The sequence below is a fragment of the Paenibacillus sp. FSL M7-0802 genome (assembly GCF_038004945.1).
Lineage (GTDB): Bacteria > Bacillota > Bacilli > Paenibacillales > Paenibacillaceae > Paenibacillus > Paenibacillus polymyxa_B.
Window position 1 is genome coordinate 213,358 of sequence record NZ_JBBOSD010000001.1, and the last position, 18,304, is coordinate 231,661.

Annotated in this window: 15 protein-coding genes; 4 read left to right on the top strand and 11 right to left on the bottom strand. The window is 47.6% G+C overall.

Annotation, left to right across the window (positions count from 1 at the left end; translation table 11 throughout):
* Positions 1-83: 83 nt before the first annotated feature.
* From licT to MHB54_RS01290, 3 genes are all read right to left on the bottom strand, one after another.
* Complete coding sequence (gene licT / locus MHB54_RS01280; RefSeq protein ID WP_023988429.1) at positions 84-926, bottom strand: BglG family transcription antiterminator LicT; 843 nt, start codon at positions 924-926, stop codon at positions 84-86.
* 259 nt (positions 927-1,185) lie between these two features.
* On the bottom strand, positions 1,186-2,040 hold the full coding sequence (locus tag MHB54_RS01285; RefSeq protein ID WP_264453835.1) for a DMT family transporter: 855 nt from the start codon (positions 2,038-2,040) through the stop codon (positions 1,186-1,188).
* Positions 2,041-2,057: 17 nt separating this feature from the next.
* Positions 2,058-3,521, bottom strand: coding sequence for a glycoside hydrolase family 1 protein (locus tag MHB54_RS01290; RefSeq protein WP_264453836.1), 1,464 nt, complete (start codon positions 3,519-3,521; stop codon positions 2,058-2,060).
* 154 nt (positions 3,522-3,675) lie between these two features.
* Here MHB54_RS01290 and MHB54_RS01295 point away from each other — a divergent pair, with 154 nt between their 5' ends.
* Positions 3,676-4,653 carry a LacI family DNA-binding transcriptional regulator gene (locus MHB54_RS01295; RefSeq protein ID WP_028542335.1) on the top strand — a complete coding sequence of 326 codons (978 nt, stop codon included), beginning with the start codon at positions 3,676-3,678 and terminating at the stop codon, positions 4,651-4,653.
* Between the two features lie 12 nt (positions 4,654-4,665).
* Here the strand turns inward: MHB54_RS01295 and MHB54_RS01300 are convergent, their stop codons facing one another.
* From MHB54_RS01300 to MHB54_RS01335, 8 genes are all read right to left on the bottom strand, one after another.
* Entirely contained in the window at positions 4,666-5,421 is a 756-nt protein-coding gene (locus MHB54_RS01300) for a LutC/YkgG family protein (RefSeq protein ID WP_028542336.1), read from the bottom strand.
* Complete coding sequence (locus tag MHB54_RS01305) at positions 5,414-6,934, bottom strand: LutB/LldF family L-lactate oxidation iron-sulfur protein (protein ID WP_028542337.1); 1,521 nt, start codon at positions 6,932-6,934, stop codon at positions 5,414-5,416. Before MHB54_RS01305 ends, MHB54_RS01300 begins: the two co-directional genes overlap by 8 nt.
* A complete protein-coding gene (locus MHB54_RS01310; RefSeq protein ID WP_025724218.1) occupies positions 6,931-7,659 on the bottom strand; it encodes a (Fe-S)-binding protein in 729 nt (242 codons plus the stop codon). The genes MHB54_RS01305 and MHB54_RS01310 overlap by 4 nt, the downstream gene beginning before the upstream one ends.
* Positions 7,660-7,927: 268 nt before the next feature.
* Positions 7,928-8,686, bottom strand: coding sequence for a DeoR/GlpR family DNA-binding transcription regulator (locus tag MHB54_RS01315; RefSeq protein ID WP_023988422.1), 759 nt, complete (start codon positions 8,684-8,686; stop codon positions 7,928-7,930).
* 7 nt (positions 8,687-8,693) lie between these two features.
* A complete protein-coding gene (gene rhaB, locus MHB54_RS01320) occupies positions 8,694-10,181 on the bottom strand; it encodes a rhamnulokinase (protein ID WP_340981353.1) in 1,488 nt (495 codons plus the stop codon).
* A complete protein-coding gene (rhaI, locus tag MHB54_RS01325; protein WP_028542339.1) occupies positions 10,178-11,398 on the bottom strand; it encodes an L-rhamnose isomerase in 1,221 nt (406 codons plus the stop codon). The genes rhaB and rhaI overlap by 4 nt, the downstream gene beginning before the upstream one ends.
* A gap of 352 nt (positions 11,399-11,750) precedes the next feature.
* Positions 11,751-13,820, bottom strand: a complete 2,070-nt coding sequence (locus MHB54_RS01330) for a bifunctional aldolase/short-chain dehydrogenase (RefSeq protein WP_264453838.1) — start codon at positions 13,818-13,820, stop codon at positions 11,751-11,753.
* A 263-nt stretch (positions 13,821-14,083) separates the two neighbouring features.
* The gene (locus MHB54_RS01335; protein WP_264453839.1) at positions 14,084-15,097 is read right to left on the bottom strand and encodes an LLM class flavin-dependent oxidoreductase; all 1,014 of its coding nucleotides are present in this window, start codon (positions 15,095-15,097) and stop codon (positions 14,084-14,086) included.
* 245 nt (positions 15,098-15,342) lie between these two features.
* Between MHB54_RS01335 and MHB54_RS01340 the strand changes: the two genes are divergently transcribed.
* From MHB54_RS01340 to MHB54_RS01350, 3 genes are all read left to right on the top strand, one after another.
* A complete protein-coding gene (locus MHB54_RS01340) occupies positions 15,343-15,819 on the top strand; it encodes an RrF2 family transcriptional regulator (RefSeq protein ID WP_013310143.1) in 477 nt (158 codons plus the stop codon).
* Positions 15,820-15,850: 31 nt separating this feature from the next.
* Positions 15,851-16,732, top strand: coding sequence for an Hsp33 family molecular chaperone HslO (gene hslO, locus MHB54_RS01345; RefSeq protein ID WP_053325343.1), 882 nt, complete (start codon positions 15,851-15,853; stop codon positions 16,730-16,732).
* Between the two features lie 155 nt (positions 16,733-16,887).
* A complete protein-coding gene (locus tag MHB54_RS01350; protein WP_068940803.1) occupies positions 16,888-17,721 on the top strand; it encodes a class I SAM-dependent methyltransferase in 834 nt (277 codons plus the stop codon).
* The last annotated feature ends 583 nt before the right edge of the window (positions 17,722-18,304 follow it).

An 18,304-nucleotide genomic window follows, 5' to 3' on the forward strand; every position in this document is an offset into this window, starting at 1 on the left:
AAAAAACCTGAGTAATCCCCGATACCAAAATGCAATTTAGTATCGAAATCACTCAGGTAATGCCCACGAATGGTAACACCCTGTTAGTTTTCAGTTCTGTTGACCAATCTGGAAATGTGAATCATAAGATACATCATTTCATCATTGGTTAATTTCTGCTCAAACTGCTTATTCACATACACCCCTATTTTTTGCACACATCTGTGCTCTTCTGGAAATTTGATTTTCAGGTCTTCGAACAAATTCATGTACTGCGGGTCTGCCGATTCGTGGGCAAAAAGCCGCTGGGCAAAAAATTTAAGATGGGTTACAAAACGGTTGTAATTCCATGAATCTTCATCAATCTCGACATTGAAGTGGTATTTTACAATATCCATAATATCCTTGATGACTTTTGACGTTTTTAGCGTCAGATCAAGCTTCTGGTTATCCAGGCGGGCGTTGACGAAATGCAGGGCAATAAACCCGGCTTCATTCTCATCGAACGTGATGTTGATCCTGTTACGAATCATCTCCAGCGCGTGTTTTCCGATCGCGAATTCTTCGCGATAAAACCGCTTGATCTCCCAAAGAAATCGGTTTTCAATCGGTGTTCCCCGTTCATGCCTTTGGATGGCGAATGAAATGTGGTCGATCAGGGCTAGGTAAATATAGTCACTAATGTCTCCAGCCAATCTCGGTCTGGCATACTCCACGATTTCATCCGCGATTTCAATACATTCCATCTTCACATCTTTCAGCAAATCCGCCAGCTTCGCGGATAAATCCTGAGTTTTGACTACAAACAGCTTCGTGATTTTCCGCTCATCAATGGTATCCCCCGGTTTCAGGTTGAATGCGATTCCATTTCCTGTCGCAATGACCTCTTGGGCGTCCTCTTCCTCTGCTAAAACGACATTGTTGTTAAGCGCTTTCTTCAAAATCATGCGACCACCTGCTTTTATTTACTGGAAGGCCATTTTTTAAAGAGACTCTGTTAAAAAATGTGCATACACTAAAAAACCTGAACAGAATACCGCTTCATAGACGTTATCGCCCATTTACCGGAACTCCATTCAGGTTATGCCTAAAATAGTAACACCCTGAAAATTATGAAATTCATTTTTGTAATCGTTTTCTTGGCTTCATTATAATAGAGTTTCTTTTTTTCTGTCAACCCTTTATTAAAAAAAGCCTTCCATCCGCTTACTGCGGCTTCGGAGTCCCTGAACGATTCACAATCCAGATGCCCACCAGTACTAAGAAAATGCCAAGCAAGGTAGCCGCTTTGAGCGCCTCGTGAAGAAAGATCCAGCCGGACACAACACCGATGATAGGAACCAGCAACAGCGTAACAGAAGCTTTACTAGCTTCCATTCTAGTGAGAATATGAGTCCACAGCAGGAATGCAAGAGCAGACGCCACAATGCCGGAAAATAAGATATAAAAGATCGACGCAGCGCTAAAGTTCGGCTCCCATCGCTCAAACAACAGGGAGTACAATAACAATCCGAGCGCACCGAATGCCATCTGCCAGGTCGTGAACTGGGTTTTATCGCAATGCTGGAGCTTGAGCTTGATAATCAGGTTCGAAAGTGCCCAAGCAATCGCTGAACTCACCCCAAGCAGCATGGCCCACAAATTGCCGCCCAAATGAATGTCCATAGCAAATAATAGCCCCAGGACCCCTGTAGCAATTCCAATCGTTTTGCGTGTATTCAGCCGCTCACCTGGAATCATAAAATGAGCCATAATGGATAAAAACAGCGGCATGCTGTACGTAAGCACGGAGGTTAAGCCCGCATTAATGTAGTTCAGGGATATCTGAATCGCAATATTAAAATAGGTAGTCTGGAGAATCCCGCAGAGTATATACCATTTTATCGTGTGCCTGTCAGGGTTCGGAACCCGTTTCCACATCAGAATTCCGAACAGAAGTAGCGTCCCTGTGAGAAACCGGAGAGCCGCAAATTGAACAGGTTCAAAGGCTCCATTGCCCAATTTCATGATAACAAAATTAAAGCCCCAGATCAGGCATAAGAGCAGGCTCAAGCCTTTCATGCATCATACGCCTCCGTTTAGAGCACTTCTCCGCCCGATTCAATCACTTTTTTATACCAGTCAAAGCTTTTTTTCTTGTAGCGGTTCAGTGTTCCGTTGCCCAGATCATCCTGGTCGACGTAGACGAAGCCGTATCTCTTGGATGCCTGTGAGGTCGAAGCACTGATCATGTCGATGGGACCCCAGGCGGTGTAGCCGAACAGGTCCACTCCATCCTCAATGGCTTTCCTCATTTGCTCGATATGTTTTTTCAGATAGTCGATACGGTAATCATCGTTAATGGTGCCGTCAGGATTCATTTGATCTGTCGCACCCACGCCGTTTTCTGAGATGAACAGTGGCTTTTGATAGCGGTCATACAGGTTATTAAGCGCATAACGTAATCCTTTAGGATCAATCTGCCATCCCCACTCGGACTGCTCGAGGTAAGGATTCTTCACGCCACCAATCAGATTTCCGCTTGCTTTGGCATGCTGATCGGCAGTGGCACTGGCATTGTTGGACATATAGTAGCTCAGGGACACGAAGTCCACGAGGTTATCTCGCAAGATTTCATCGTCGCCAGGTTCTTTATGCAGAACAACACCCTTTTCTTTGAACATACGTGCGGTATAGGACGGATAATACCCTCTAGCTTGTACATCACTGAAAAAGAAGGACACTCGTTCTTCCTTTTGGCATTCAAGCACATCATCCGGATTGCAAGTATTCGGATAAAGCAACAGATAGCTGATCATACACCCAATCTGGGAGTTCGGTATAATCTCATGACAGGCTTTGACTGCCAGCGCGCTAGCTATAAACTGATGATGGGCAGATTGATACTTGTCCTGCTCCAGATTCGGGTGATTCTCTTCAATGATCCCCGCGCTGACAAACGGATGGTGTTTGACACAGTTCATTTCGTTAAACGTAATCCAGTACTTTACTCTATCCTTGTAACGGGTAAATACAGTCTCGGCAAAACGGACGAAAAATTCAATCAGTTTCCGGTTTTTCCAGCCACCATATTCGGTGACAAGATACAAAGGCATATCGTAATGGGTCAGCGAGATGACAGGTTCAATTCCTTTGGCCAGCAGGGCATCAAAAACCTTGTCATAGAATTGCAGCCCTTTCTCATTGGGTTCTGTCTCGTCGCCATTCGGGAAAATACGTGTCCAGGAAATGGAAGTGCGGAAGCATTTAAAACCCATTTCGGCCAGCAGATTAATATCTTCTTCATAACGGTGATAGAAATCATTTCCCCGACGTTTTGGATAATTTTTGGTGCTGTTTGGGTCCAATGCTTCCTTGACCTGCGCATGGGTCATCATATGCCACTGATCCAGCCAATGCTTTTTGTCGAGTGCTGGATCAAAGGTAAATACATCAGAAATCGAGAGTCCTCTTCCATCTACGTTGTAAGCCCCTTCAATCTGCATGGCAGCGGCTGCCCCGCCCCATAGAAAGTTCTTGGGAAAACCTTTTGCCTGTTGCATGTTGCATTCCTCCAAGTAGGTTATAATTTGTGAAGAAGTATGCGGAACCCATGTCCTTCAAATGCATCCCGGATTGCTGCATACGCTTTATGCTTTCATGCTACAATCTGGGATGCATTCCAGGTCAAGAACTAAATTTTTGGAGTTGAATGTCATGCATAATATAAAAAGAATTGCTGAAATTGCGGGGGTATCGACAAGTACCGTGTCTCGTGTGCTTAATCATCATCCATATGTCAGTGAAGCAACGCGGACCAGGGTGATGGAAGTCATTCGGGAACTGGATTATATTCCGAATATTAATGCGGTGCAGTTGAAAGTAGGCCGTACCAAGGTTATTGGGATCATGACCCCAACGATTAATAATTATTACATGCAAATCATCAAGGGAGTATCCAATGCGGGTAAAGAGCAAGATTATCAGGTTTTGATCTACCAGACGGAGGAAAATCAGGATTTGGAAAGCGCGGCGTTAGAGCTTTTGAGGCAGAAAAAAGTGGACGGGATCGTCATTTTACGGCGTATGCTGGATTGGTCTGCTGTGAGGCATTACACCAAGTATGGGCCGATTGTGACCTGCGAGCCATTAAAAAATAAAGAGATTTCATCCATTTATCTCGACCATTATGAAGGATTTCGGATTGGATTAGAGCATTTGGCCGAGCTAGGATTTGAAAAAATCGCCTGCACCGTAGGCAGAAAAAACAGCGTAAACAGCCAAAGAAGACTCCAGGCCTATTATGACCTGCTCGCGGCAAGGAAGCTGCCAGTGAATGAGGAATGGTTGCTCAGTGGTATCCATACGGTGCAGGACGGAATGCGAGCGTTCGCCAAGCTGGAGTCTTTAAAGGAACGTCCCCATGCCATCATGACAACCAATGATTTGGTGGCATGCGGTATTATCTCAGCTGCTCGTAGTAAAGGGTGGAAGGTTCCAGGAGATTTGGCAGTGGTCGGCTTTGAAGCTGACGAAAGTCAGGTAGCCGACGCCATGGGACTGACCAATATTACGAACCCGTTGCAGGGAATCGGACAGGAAATGTTCCGTACATTATATCAGCAATTGAACGGGCAGCCTTTGGAGCCAGCCTCCCTTGCTTTTGAATTGAAGGTCCGCCAGTCTACCTGCTAATCCATCTACAAACTAACCAATCAACAGTGTATAGACGATACCCGGCCCGTGTACACCGATCGTCAGATCATTTTCAATATCCGACGAGCGGCTCGGTCCAGTAATAAAATGAATGCCTGCGGGCAGTTGCTCACGCCCGGCTTCGTCAAAATGGCTTAGAATTTCGCCCAGCCGTGTTCGCAAGCGCTCTACTGGCAGAAGAATGATCAGTACAGTTGGCAAAAGGCTGACCGCACGGCCTTTCTCCGGCGAGGATAGCACCGCTACCGAACCGGTGTAAGCAGCCGCTTCGTCGGCGATGACGATGCCGATATCCGCCTCGGCGGCGCGGGCCTTCCAATCCTCGACTGGATCGGTGTTCCACACCGATAAACGGACTTCCGGCAGCGCCAATTCCAGCTGGAGCGCATCCAGGTCCGGCTCATTCTGCCGGACGATATAGGCCGCTCCCAGCTCTCGCGCTTTGTGCGCGATCCAGTCTGCGGTCTGCTCCAAATCCGACAGACGCACGACATGCCCGCCAACACTTGTAAAGTTGGCGGTGAACTCTTCGATGCGCTGCTCCGCGCTCCATTCGAATTCGTGCCAAAATGCAGGTGCCCCGCGAAACGGCTGAACTGGCGGTTCCGTTTGTCGTGGACGCTTGAGCCGCGTCGCGATGTCGTCCATAAAGCGTACCTGCTTGGCACGGGATTCTGCTTCCATTTGATGAAGCCACGTTTCATGGGCCGCTTTTGCTTGCGCAGAAGGATTACTCTGTTCACTCATGCTGCGTCCCTCCTTTACTTCTATCTGCCAAAATCTTCTCCATTCGACTGAGAACATCCGGCTGCATCACATTGCGTTCCTGCTCCAGCTTATGCTCCAGCGTGTTCCATTGCTGACGGAAGGATTTTTTCGCCAAAGAGGGAGCCACACGGTACGTATTCCATCCCTTTAGGGGGCCCAGCTTTAGGGTAATTTCGCCCTTACGAACGACCGCTTTCTGAGCAATCTGCCCTAGCCGAATCGCCGCTGCGAATCGCTTCGAGCTGGAAACCACGGTCGCAAAACCTTTCATTCCTACTGTTTCCAGCTTATCTCCTTGTCCCGCCTCTACCTTACGTCTACGCAAATATACCAGCATATCATGCAGCGGTATTTTGACCGGACAGGCTTCATAACACGCACCACACAGACTGGATGCACTCGCAATATCGTTCCACTCTTCGATGTTGCCATGAAGGGCAGGCGTAAGCACTGCACCGATAGGGCCACTATATGTCCCGCCATACGCATGCCCGCCAATGTGTCGGTACACTGGACAGGCATTCAGGCAAGCCCCACAGCGAATGCAATTCAGCAACTCTTGAAACTCGGGATTGCCTAGCTGTAGTGAACGTCCGTTATCTACGATGATGATGTGCATTTCGTCAGGCCCATCGGCATCTTGGCTGCGCCGAGGGCCTGAAATACCAGACATGTACATGGTCAGCTTCTGTCCAGTAGCGGATCGTGGCAGTAATGTAGCCATCACCTCCAAATCCGTCCAGGATGGAATAATCCGTTCCATGCCCATCAGCGTAATTTGCGTTTTGGGCAAAGTGGATACCATTCGTGCGTTGCCTTCATTTTCAAACAGGACCATGGAGCCTGTCTCGGCGATGGCAAAATTACACCCGGTCATGCCAATATCCGCTTCTAGAAACTTCTCACGCAGCTTTTTGCGGACAAAGCCCGCCAAAATCGTCGTATCCGCGGACAATTTCTCCCCTGCTTCTTTGGATAACAGCTCGGCAATCTGATAACGGTTTTTGTGAATCGCCGGAATGACGATATGAGACGGGGGCTCTCCTGCCAGTTGAATAATATATTCACCGAGGTCACTTTCAATCGTCTCGATATCCGCCCCTTCCAGTGCCTGATTCAAATGCAGCTCCTCCGACACCATCGACTTGGATTTGACGACGGAGCGGGCTTGGCTATGCGCAGCAATATCCAGTGTAATACGTACAGCATCGGCTGCTGTGTCGGCAAAATGAATATGCACCCCGTTGGCACGGGCATTTTCTACAAATAGATTTAAGTAATAGTCCAGATGGGCAATGGTATGCAGACGAATTTGACGGCCCCGTTCCCGCCATTCCTCCCAATTTCCGTGCTGTTCTGAAGCCACCCGCTTGCCGTTGCGCAGCCGCTCCGTAGTGAAACGAACTGCATTCCGCAGAAAATCATCATTTAGGGCCAGCTCTGCGCGTTTTTTGACCTTTTGGTTCATGGAATGTGAGTGTACGGCGGTCATGCGTGCTTCACCCCTTCGTACAGCAGCTCAGCCAGATGCATCACCCGAACTGGCTCCTCCCGATACCGAAGATTTCCAGCAATGTTCATCAAGCAGGCCATATCTAGTCCGACCAGTACCTCGGCTTCGGTCTCCCTGATGTGGTCCACTTTTTCAGTCACCATCGCTCCCGAAATATCCGGCATTTTCACCGCGAAAGTCCCGCCAAAGCCACAGCAGTCCTCAGCAAAGGGAAGTGGTACTAATTGCAGCCCCTTTACACTGCCAAGCAGCTTCATCGGTTCCTCCTTCACGCCGAGCAAACGTGTGCCATGGCAAGACGGATGGTAGGTTACCGTATGCGGAAAAGACGCGCCCACATCGGTCACGCCAAGCACCTGCACCATAAATTGCGTAAACTCATACGTCTTTTGCTCCAGCCTCCGTGCCGAATCGAGCCATTCGGGTTCATCCTTAAACAACTCCGGGTAATGATGAATCATATATGTGCAAGAGCCGGAAGGAGATACGACAAAATCGCTGTCGTTAAACGCTTTCAAAATCGTTTTAGCCGCAACCCTCGTTTCATCCCAATAGCCGCTGTTATAGGATGGCTGTCCGCAGCATGTCTGTATCTTCGGAAAATCCAGCTGAACACCATATCTGACAAGCAAGCGTGCCATCGCTTCCCCTACCTTGGGATAAATCGCATCACTTAGGCAGGTAATAAATAAAGATACCTTCATACGGAACACCCTTCCGTCCATGGAATAGCTATTACTTTATAACTGAAAGGTTACCTATAGTGCCGCTGCGCAGTCAGATGGTGCTTCCCATCGCTGTTGCCCCCAGATTCTTTACTCAATGCTAAAAATCCGGGGGAAGTGATACTTTAGAAGCTTGCAGTGGGATTCTCACTTATAACTTTTTTACATCATCAAAGAATCCCACTGCAATAGCGATCGTAAGACCAAATGAAACGCAAAGCGGCCTTCACCTTGGAAACTCCCCGCTTCACACAACCGTGACTGGAATAGCCAGCTCCGCAAGTTGACTGCGAATCGGGTCCGACAACCGCGAATCCGTAATAATCTCGGATACCTGCGACAGGTTCACGACATGCGTAAACGCCTGTTGCCCAAATTTGCTCGCATCCGCCAGTAAAATCACACGGTCTGCAATGCTGACCATTTTCTGCTTCAAACGAGCTTGCAGTTCATTTGATTCGCTAATACCGCGATCCAGATGAACCCCCTGGCTGGAGAAAAACAATTTATCCACATAATAGGTTTCTAGTGAACGCTCTGCGAGCGGGCCTACAAATGACAACGAGCGTTGAAGCAACTGCCCGCCCGTCGAAATGACCTCGATTTTTTCCTTACCCGCCAGCTCTGTAGCTACCCGAATTGAATTTGTTAATATTGTCAAAGGAATATCCGGTAAACTTGACGCCATATACCAGGCGGTTGTGCTGGCATCCAGCAAAATACGATCATTCGGCTGAATCTGCTTGACCGCTTCCTCGGCAATCCTACGCTTTTCCTCTGCGTTCATAATTTCCCGTACCGCATAGGGCGTTTCAGGCTGCTCGTTTTTGACACTGACCGCTCCCCCATGCGAACGGCGCAGTCGTCCCGCCTGCTCCAGGCGGTCCAGATCACGGCGGATCGTTTCCTCCGTTACTTTGCACAACTCACTCAATTCGGACACCCGTATGCTTCCTTTTTCATTAACGAGCTGCACAATCATCTCATATCTTTCTGCGACCAGCATGGCAATCTCACTCCACATCTTTAATGTACAAAAAGTCCCGCACCCGCCGGAATTGCCCGTAGGCATCCTCCCACGCTTCTGACTCGGCAGGTTCATATTCCTCCACGGAAATAGAATCCGCGATGACCCGGCGTGCTTCCCATATATCGGCGAACTTTCCCTGTGTCATCCATTGTACCGCAAGATTGCCGATTGCGCTCGCTTCTGCAGGTCCCGCCCACACTGGTTTTTGAATCGAATTAGCTGTCCATTGGCACAGCAAGCGATTTTGAATCCCTCCTCCGACCATATGCAAACCATTAAACCGTTGTCCTGACACCTGCTCCGTAAGCTCCAAAATGTAACGGTACTTTAACGCCAGACTCTCCAAAACACAGCGCGTGATTTCTCCCGGCGTCTCGGGCAATGGCTGCCCGGTGTTGCGGCAATATTGGCGAATACGTGTTTTCATATCCCCGGCGTGCAGAAACAGTTCATCGTCCGGGTCAATCAAAGAAGTGAATGCTGGAGCCTGTTCTGCCATATGAACCAGTTCGGGGAAGGAATAGGAGTATCCCTGCCGCTCCCATTCTCTGCGCGCCTCCTGTAAAATCCACAAGCCCATAATGTTTTTAAGCAGCCTGTAAGTTCGACCGACCCCACCTTCGTTCGTAAAATTAAAACGAAGCGTATCGTCATTGATTACAGGCTGTGCCGTTTCCGTTCCCATCAGGGACCATGTTCCGCAGCTCAAGTACGCAAACGAGTGCTCCAGCGCAGGCACGGCAGCCACAGCAGATCCCGTATCGTGCTCTGCTACTGCAATTACAGGAATCGCCCCAATACCCAGATCGGTCATGACCGACGAGCGGATAGTTCCTGCAACATTTCCTGGCTCCAGTACCTCACCAAACCAGGAACGGGGAATATTGATTCCAGACAAAAGCTCATCATCCCATTTTTGCTGCAACGGATTATATAATTGCGTGCTGGTCGCATTCGAAAACTCATTGTACATTTCACCTGTCAGAAAATACCGCAGCAGATCTGGAATCATCAAGAAATGCTTTGCCTGCTCCAGCAACGGTGAACTCGCATTTCGCATAGCAGCCAGCTGATAAATCGTGTTAAACGTCAAAAACTGAATGCCTGTACGCTGAAAAATGAAGTCTTTTCCCTGCCGTTCCTGTATTTCTTCCATCACCCCGTGGGTGTGCCAATCCCGATAATGATAAGGGTTCCCCAGCAATTCTCCGGTTTTCCCAATTAATCCAAAATCGACCGCCCAGGAGTCAATCGCAAGACTGGACGGATTCACTCTCATATGCTTGGCTTTGAGCAAGCCTTGCTGAACCTCGTGATACAGACGCAACAGATCCCAGTGCAGACGCTCCCCAACCTTGACCGGATCATTCGAAAAGCGGTGAATTTCCTCCACCACTATACGTGAATCTGTCAATTCTCCGAGTAGAACCCTGCCGCTGCTTGCCCCCAAATCATAAGCGAGGATGCTCACCAGCTTGCACCACCCTTGCCTCTTTGCAAAATCTGCGTGCCATACTCAGACGCTAAATAGGCTTTCATCGGGTCTGCCGGTAACCCTTGCTCTTCACGGATCGCTCTGAGCAATGGTGCCACATCGAACTCAAACGCTTGGCGCACGGCATCCTCCGCACCCAGCACATCCTGGCGACTCGCCGCTTCCTCCACCTCTGCATGATTGATCAGAAGTGCCTTCGCATATTGAGTCTGCACATTCAGCACCGAGCGAATCATCGCCGGAATTTTGGGTTCAATATTGTGCGATTGGTCGATCAAATAAGCAATTTTATCGACGGTATGGCGAATATCCGCATCCGCATCCTGAGCCGCATTCAAAATCTGATAAAAAATCAAGAACAGTTCATACGGATTCGCGGAGCCCACGATCAGATCATCATCCGCATATTTGTAGCTATTAAAATGAAAACCACCTAATCGCTTCTCATCAATTAGAAACGCGACAATATGCTCCACGTTGGCTCCCGGCAGATGATGCCCTGTATCCACCAGCACCTGTGCCTGCGGCCCCAGCTTGGTTGCGAAATTGTACGCCATACCCCAATCGGCAATATCCGTATGGTAAAAGGCTGGCTCGAACGCCTTGTATTCAATCAACATGCGCATGTCAGGAGTAAGCGCCTTATACATTTCACTGAGCGCTTCCAGCATCCAATTTTTCCGTTTGCGAATGTCCCCCTGGCCGGGATAATTCGTTCCGTCTGCGAACCATAAGCTAAAATCGTTAGAGCCCGTTTCCTTCGCAATATCCACGCATTCCAGCAAATGGTTGATGGCCTTGCGGCGGATGGCCGGGTCTACATTGGTGACACTGCCGAGCATGTAGTCCTCGTCTTGAAACAGGTTGGGATTCACGGCCCCAATCTGTAGTCCCAAGCTTTCGGCATGACTGCGAAGCTTGCCGTAATTGTCTACTGTATCCCACGGAATGTGGATCGCAACGGATGGACATAGGCCTGTCACGGCATGAACCTGCGCAGCATCCTCCAACTTTTCGAACGGATCACGCGGCACGCCTGTTTTCTGAAAGACTTTAAACCGTGTACCTGAGTCGCCATATCCCCAGGATGGTGTTTCTATGCTAAGCGCTTTCAGCTTTGCCTTTACTTGCTCCAGGTCAATGCCCCGTTGTTGCTGTTGCTCCTCGAATAAGGCGTACGCTTTGTCACTCATCGTGGTTCCTCCTTGGAAAATGAAGTGAGTTACGGGAGGCCGCTTCGCGTGCGGATTATTCTTCCGATCGCTGTTGCAACGGGATTTCTCATTTTATAACACATGATAAGGTTAAAATCCCGTTGCAAAGGCGAACACATCGTTTCTTCAGAACAATTCCGCCCGCTCTGCTGCTGACCACCCATAAAGTCACTTCTATTTTTAAAGTGTTAGTGTGTATAAGCCCTTCGAAACTATCGTCATGTGGCTTGGTTTAGTGAAATAGATTAGTACATTAAATTAGTTCATTATAATCCTAAGTGTTGAGCCGTTGAAATGAGTCTATCGCTTACATAGGTTCATTTTAATTCGGCTAGCGTGTAAATGCTGCGGGAACGCCACCGTCGATGGTCAGCATACAACCTGTCGTTTTCTCTGCCTTGGATGAGGCGAAAAAGGCAATGCCCTCGGCGATATCCTGCGGGTAAATGTTGACCAGCAGCGTCGTCCGTTTGCGGTAATGTTCCTCCAGCTGGTCGGGCTCAATCCCGTAGGCGGCAGCGCGCTCGTTGCGCCAATTGGAGTTCCAGATTGCCGAGCCTTGCAGAATGGCATCCGGCAAAATGGTGTTCACACGGATACCATATTCACCGCCTTCTGCGGCAATACAACGGGCTAAATGCGCTTCCAGCGCCTTGACCGAGCTGTAGGCTGTTACATTTTTTCCTGCGTAGACCGAGTTTTTGGAGCCGACGAACACCATGCTGCCGCCAAGTGTCTGCTCCTTCATGAGCTTGAACGCTTCTCGTGCAACCAGAAAATAACCCGTTCCCAGCACATTCACATTTAAATTCCATTCCTTTAACGATGTTTCATCGAACGGACTGGATGTAGCAAGGCCTGCATTGTTGACGATGGTATCTACACCGCCATAGGTCAATGCCGTTTCTGCATAGGCAGCCTGAATTTGCTCCTCCTGCGTCACATCCATTTTTACGGCGATGGCACGATTTTCTCCGTAGCTACTATTTATCTCTGCGGCTACCTTTTGCGCGCCTTCCAGATTCAGATCTGCCAGTACGACATGTGCGCCTTCATCTACCAAACGACGTGCGGTTGCACTGCCAATTCCGCCTGCACCGCCTGTAATGAACGCAATTTTACGGGAAAATTCAGCTTCTGCTGGCGCGAGTGACAGCTTATAAAGCTCCAGCGGCCAATATTCCACGTTATATGACTCGTTCTCGCTGAGTGAAACAAACTCTCCTAACGCCGTTGCTCCTCGCATGACAGCAATAGCCCGATGATACAAGGCGCCGCTTACCTGCGCGTTGCTCCAGCTTTTTCCTGTGTTGATCATACCAATACCCGGAATCAAAATTACACGTGGCGCAGCCTCAAACATAACATCTCCCTCATGCCGATTGCGCTCGAAATAAGCTTGATACTGCTCCTTATAGGCTGCTATACCCTCGGCAAGCTTAACTTTCAAGCCCTCTACATCCTCCACATCCGGTGTCCAATCTACATAGAGTGGCTTCATCTTGGTATGGACCAGATGATCCGGGCACGCAGCCCCGACCTGGGATAAAGCAGCAGAATCCCGGCCGTTCACAAACTCCAACACATCCTCCGCGTCATCAAAGGTGAGGATCATCTTTTTCTCATCACTGACTGCACCACGGACGGATGGCATGACCTGGGATGCAATGCTACGGCGTTCTTTATAAGTAAGCGCTTTATATTTTGTGCCTCCAAATGCCTGCTTTTCCTCTTGACGAGCTTTAATATAGCTTTCTGCTTCTTGAATGATTTCGATTGTTTTCGCATAAGCCGCTTCGGATGTCTCTCCCCACGTAACCAGACCATGCTTTTCCATCAATACCAATTCAGCTTGTGGATGATCGAGTACACCTTGGGCAATCATTTTCGATAGCTTAAAGCCAGGACGGATATAAGGCACCCATACAAAACGGTCACCGAAAATTTCCTTAGCGATTTCCTTGCCGTTGTGCGCACAGCACAAGCTAATAATCGCGTCCGGGTGTGTATGATCCACATGTCTAAAAGGCAGAAAAGCATGCAATAGCGTCTCAATTGAAGCCCGTGGATGCTTGGCATCTATCATACAGTTCGCCAAATATGCGACCATATCCTCGTCAGACATATCTTCCCTTTCAAATAAAGGACGAATATCCTCCATACGAAGCCCTGTGAAGTTATACGCTTTCATTGTTGCGAGATCGGAACCGCTGCCCTTAACGTACATCACTTCTACTTCACGCCCACGAAAATCTTGTATCATCGTTTTGGCCGAAGTGTTGCCGCCTCCCCAGTTGCACACACTCCTATCTGTGCCAATCAGGTTAGAACGGTATACGAGCTGTTCCAGCGTGCTTTTCTGCTCAGATGCTTGTGAAGAAATCCACAGACTTTGTACCATAGGAAAAAGACCTCCAAGTTTAGTTTTAGTTTTGAAAGGCTTTATTACAGTGGTTATTCTTTGTTTATGGAGACTATAACACTTTTGTTTTAATTTGAAAATAAGTAATACAAAAATAATCAAAAATAAATTTTAATTTTTACCCATCTATAAAACGGATATATTCATTGTAAAACGATCATTTCCACGCAGAAAATAAAGGCCATGTCAGAATCGGTTATAAGAACCTTTCTGGCACAGCCTCATTTGTTTAACTCATCTAATTACCCAACTATACGCATCACTTTGGCTAGCAGCTCGTACGAGCGCAGGCGCGCTTGATGGTCATATACCTGAGAGGTTGTAATCAGCTCATTGGCTCTCGTCTGGTCGATTATCAAATCCATCTTTTGCTTGACGGTGTCAGGACTGCCGATGGCTGAATACCCCAGCATATTACCACGAACCATCTCCTTCTCGTGCTCACTCCAAAGCTTTTCCATGTCATCCACTGGTGGCTTCAGTCCTCCGCTGTGCCCGCGCAGCACATTTAGAAACTGTTGTTCTTGTGATGTAAAGAGCCATTTTGCTTCCTCATCAGAATCTGCAACAAGCACATTAACACCGACCATCACATATGGCTTATCCAGTGCTTTGGATGGCCGAAAATTGCGATGATACAACTCTAAAGCCTGTAGCAAATGAGTCGGGGCAAAGTGGCTGGCGAACGCGAACGGCAACCCAAGCTGACCTGCCAGCTGTGCGCTGAATCCGCTTGATCCCAGTAACCAGATGGGAATGTTCAGCCCTTCTCCAGGAATCGCTCTTACTCCCGGAACGGCTCCGTTTAGCGCTGGATTCAGGTAAGAACGCAACTCATTCAATTGCTCGGGGAAATCTTCCCCAGTACTGTGAAGCCCTCGCCGCAGTGCCCTCATCGCGGGTTGATCCGTGCCTGGAGCCCGGCCAAGTCCCAGATCAATTCGTCCCGGATAGAGCGACTCTAGGGTTCCAAACTGCTCTGCAATCATGAGTGGAGCATGGTTAGCCAGCATAATACCGCCTGAACCGACCCGAATCTTGTCTGTATGTGCAGCTACATGCCCGATGATCACGGACGTAGCCGCACTGGCGACCGCCTGCATATTATGATGCTCCGTTAGCCAGTACCGATGGTACCCCCATTGTTCAGCATGCTGGGCAAGATCCACCGTGTCGCGGAAGGAATCGGCAGGAGTGCCGCCTTCAATGACAGGTGCAAGATCTAATATAGATAGTGCAACGTTACGCGTAGTCATTATATATAAACCCCCTGTCAAAATATTATTTTACATATTTCCCTCAACGCCTTAATTCTTTGACCCATCAATTGATACGTCAATTATGATAATGTGTTCCGTTATGAATTGCAAATGATTTAAATTTTTAGTTTTTATCAAAAAACAGTTTACTTTTATAATAAGCTCATCTATTATGCAATATATGTGGATAATATTTATCCACGTTAGCCTGGTTATAAATATTGAGGTGATTGCTAGTGCATATGAAAACAGGTGTCGAACAATCTGTCTACGCTCTTCTTCTACTCACGATGCTGCCGGACAAAGCCGTTTTACCTGGGGAGGCCATCAGCCAGCAGTTAGGTGCTTCACCTACTTATTTTCATAAACTGTTACGAAAATTGGTTAGCTCCGATTTGATTACTTCTGTACCTGGTGTCAAGGGCGGGTTCAAATTAAAGAAAAAACCTGAGGATATACGGGTATTTGATATTTATCTAGCGATTGAGGGACAACAAACCCTTTATTCTTCCAGTGGTATATACAACGAAATGCTTGAATTAAAGAAAGACGATCAGTGTTGTTTACTGGCAAATTTGATGGAAGAAGCGGAAGCCTCCTGGAAGGCCGTTCTGAAAAGAGAAACCATCGCGTCACTATCCGCTGACTTTTTTAAAGAAGGATATGATGACAAAATTACTTCTTTGGAGAACTGGATTCAGGAAAAAATGGTCTTGTAAAGAACTCTAATTAACAGAAAGGAATATGAACATGAACGATTATTTAGTAAAAGCTCTTGCCTACAACAATCAGGTACGGGCTTATGCCGTGAGAACAACGGAAACGGTAAGTGAAGCCCAACGGCGTCATTATACCTGGCCCACAGCATCGGCTGCATTGGGACGTTCTATGACGGTCGGCGTCATGCTGGGAGCCATGCTTAAAGATGAGGATAAACTGACGATCAGAATCAACGGTGGCGGACCTATCGGCACCATTCTTGTCGATACCAACTCCAAAGGTGAAGTTAGAGGTTATGTAAAAAATCCACAAACCCATTTTGAGCTTAATCAGATAGGGAAATTGGATGTCGCCAGAGCTGTAGGAACAGATGGAGCGCTAATTGTATCCAAAGATATCGGCTTAAAACACCCGTTTGTTGGACAGGTCCCTCTCATATCGGGTGAACTGGGCGAGGACTTCACATCTTATCTCGTCCAATCCGAACAAATTCCTTCTTCTGTGGGAGCGGGAGTTATTGTTAACCCGGATAACTCTATACAGGCGGCTGGAGGTTTTATTATTCAGCTGATGCCAGATACACCAGAAGAGGTTATCAGTTTTATCGAGAGACGTATTGAGAGCATTCCAAGCATCTCCGCAATGGTCATGGAAGGTCTTACACCAGAGCAGATTCTGGGTCAGATTTTAGGAGAAAGCAACATAAACATACTGGAAACCATGCCTGTACAATTTCATTGTCCCTGCTCAGAAGAGCGCGTTACCAATGCCATTATCAGCTTAGGGAATAAGGAAATAGAAGATATGATCCATACCGATGGAGAGGCTGAAGCTCATTGCCACTTTTGTAACGCACACTACCATCTTACCAAAGAAGATCTCGAGGGCATGCTGGAAACAAACATCATTTAAATATGGCTGTTCCCAAAAAGTAGGTTTAGCTACTGGGGAACAGCTTTTTTCTTTCCCAATGCTTCCGATGGTTTCTTAATCCTAAACACGGTAGACTTGTTCATGATGTAAGTGATAATGTTATATTATTCCAATCACTTGAGATGAGGTGCGCTATGCTCGAAAAAGATACGCATGAAATTCTGGCTTATTATGATGGCGGTGCAGAAATAGGCAGGTTAGAGCGAGGCATAGGAAAAATAGAACTGGAAAGATCAAAAGAAATCATTTCACGTTATCTCAGGGAGTCTACTCATGTTATTTACGATATCGGCGGCGGTGTAGGGGTCTACTCTTCGTGGCTGGCGGAGCTGGGATACGAAGTTCATCTATTTGATCTATCTTCCCAAGCCATTGAATTCGCTCGTCAGCAGCAACTGAATAAACCCATCATCAGCAAGCTGGAAACCGCGGATGCCAGAAATCTTGATCGTAAAGATGAAAGCGCGGACATCGTGCTATTGATGGGACCTTTATATCATTTAACGGAACAGAAGGAACGAGTAAAAGCACTGCAAGAAGCGGCGCGTGTCTTAAAAAAAGGTGGAACGCTGATTACTTCAGCTATTTCCAGGTTTGGCTCGCTACTGTGGGGGCTATCGGTGTACGGTGAGTGCAATACCATTGTGGAGGAAGATGCGTTCATGGATATGGTCAGACAGGAGCTAACAGATGGTCAGCATGTGCGCCCTGCTGCTTATCCCTCTTTTCTCACACGCTCCTACTTCCATACACCGGATGCTTTGCGCGCAGACTGGCAGGCGGCTGGATTACCGAAGCCTCGTATACTGGGTGTGGAAGGACCCGTCTGGATTGCACCCGGATTTGAGGAAAAGTGGGTGCTTCCTTCCCATCGCAGCCGCTTGCTGGATATATCACGGCAGGTTGAAGAGCAGGAATCCGTAATCGGTATGAGCCCGCATATGCTTGCGGTAGGTACCAAGTCTTAAAACTCAGCACCTCTACAATTACGGTCAGATGCCGCTGCTTTAATAGTTCACGATCTATTGCTACGATATCCTCTCCAAGCGGATTAGCTATACCGTCCAAATGCTGAGTAAACGTCATTCGTCCACTCTTCATAGGCCGTAAATCCTTCATCACGGTTTCAAGAGCAGCTTCCCACTTCTCATCTGTCGGGTAATATAGCACGTAGTCTAATTTTCCTTTAGATGCAAGTTGAGGCAACAGGATTTCTTGAAGCAACATGTTGATTTCTTTTAAAAAGGCTTTATTGTCCGGACTTCCTCCCAGAAAAATGCCTTGGGGGTTGCTCAATACAGCGGTATCCCCATTATTAGATAAAAAAATTCTACCCGGTATGGTGCCGCTAATAACATCTTGAATCGATATGTGATGCTTCATTGTAATAAAAAGACCGAATGCCTTATAAAAATAAGATTCCGCGAGTTCTATTCCTTTAATCATGTGATGAGCACACATCTGTCCGATTTGCCTCCCATAAGCCTATGAGAGATTCTTTCTTATTCATCTAAATACATAAATCTCTCATAAGCTTTTTGATTTGTTTGT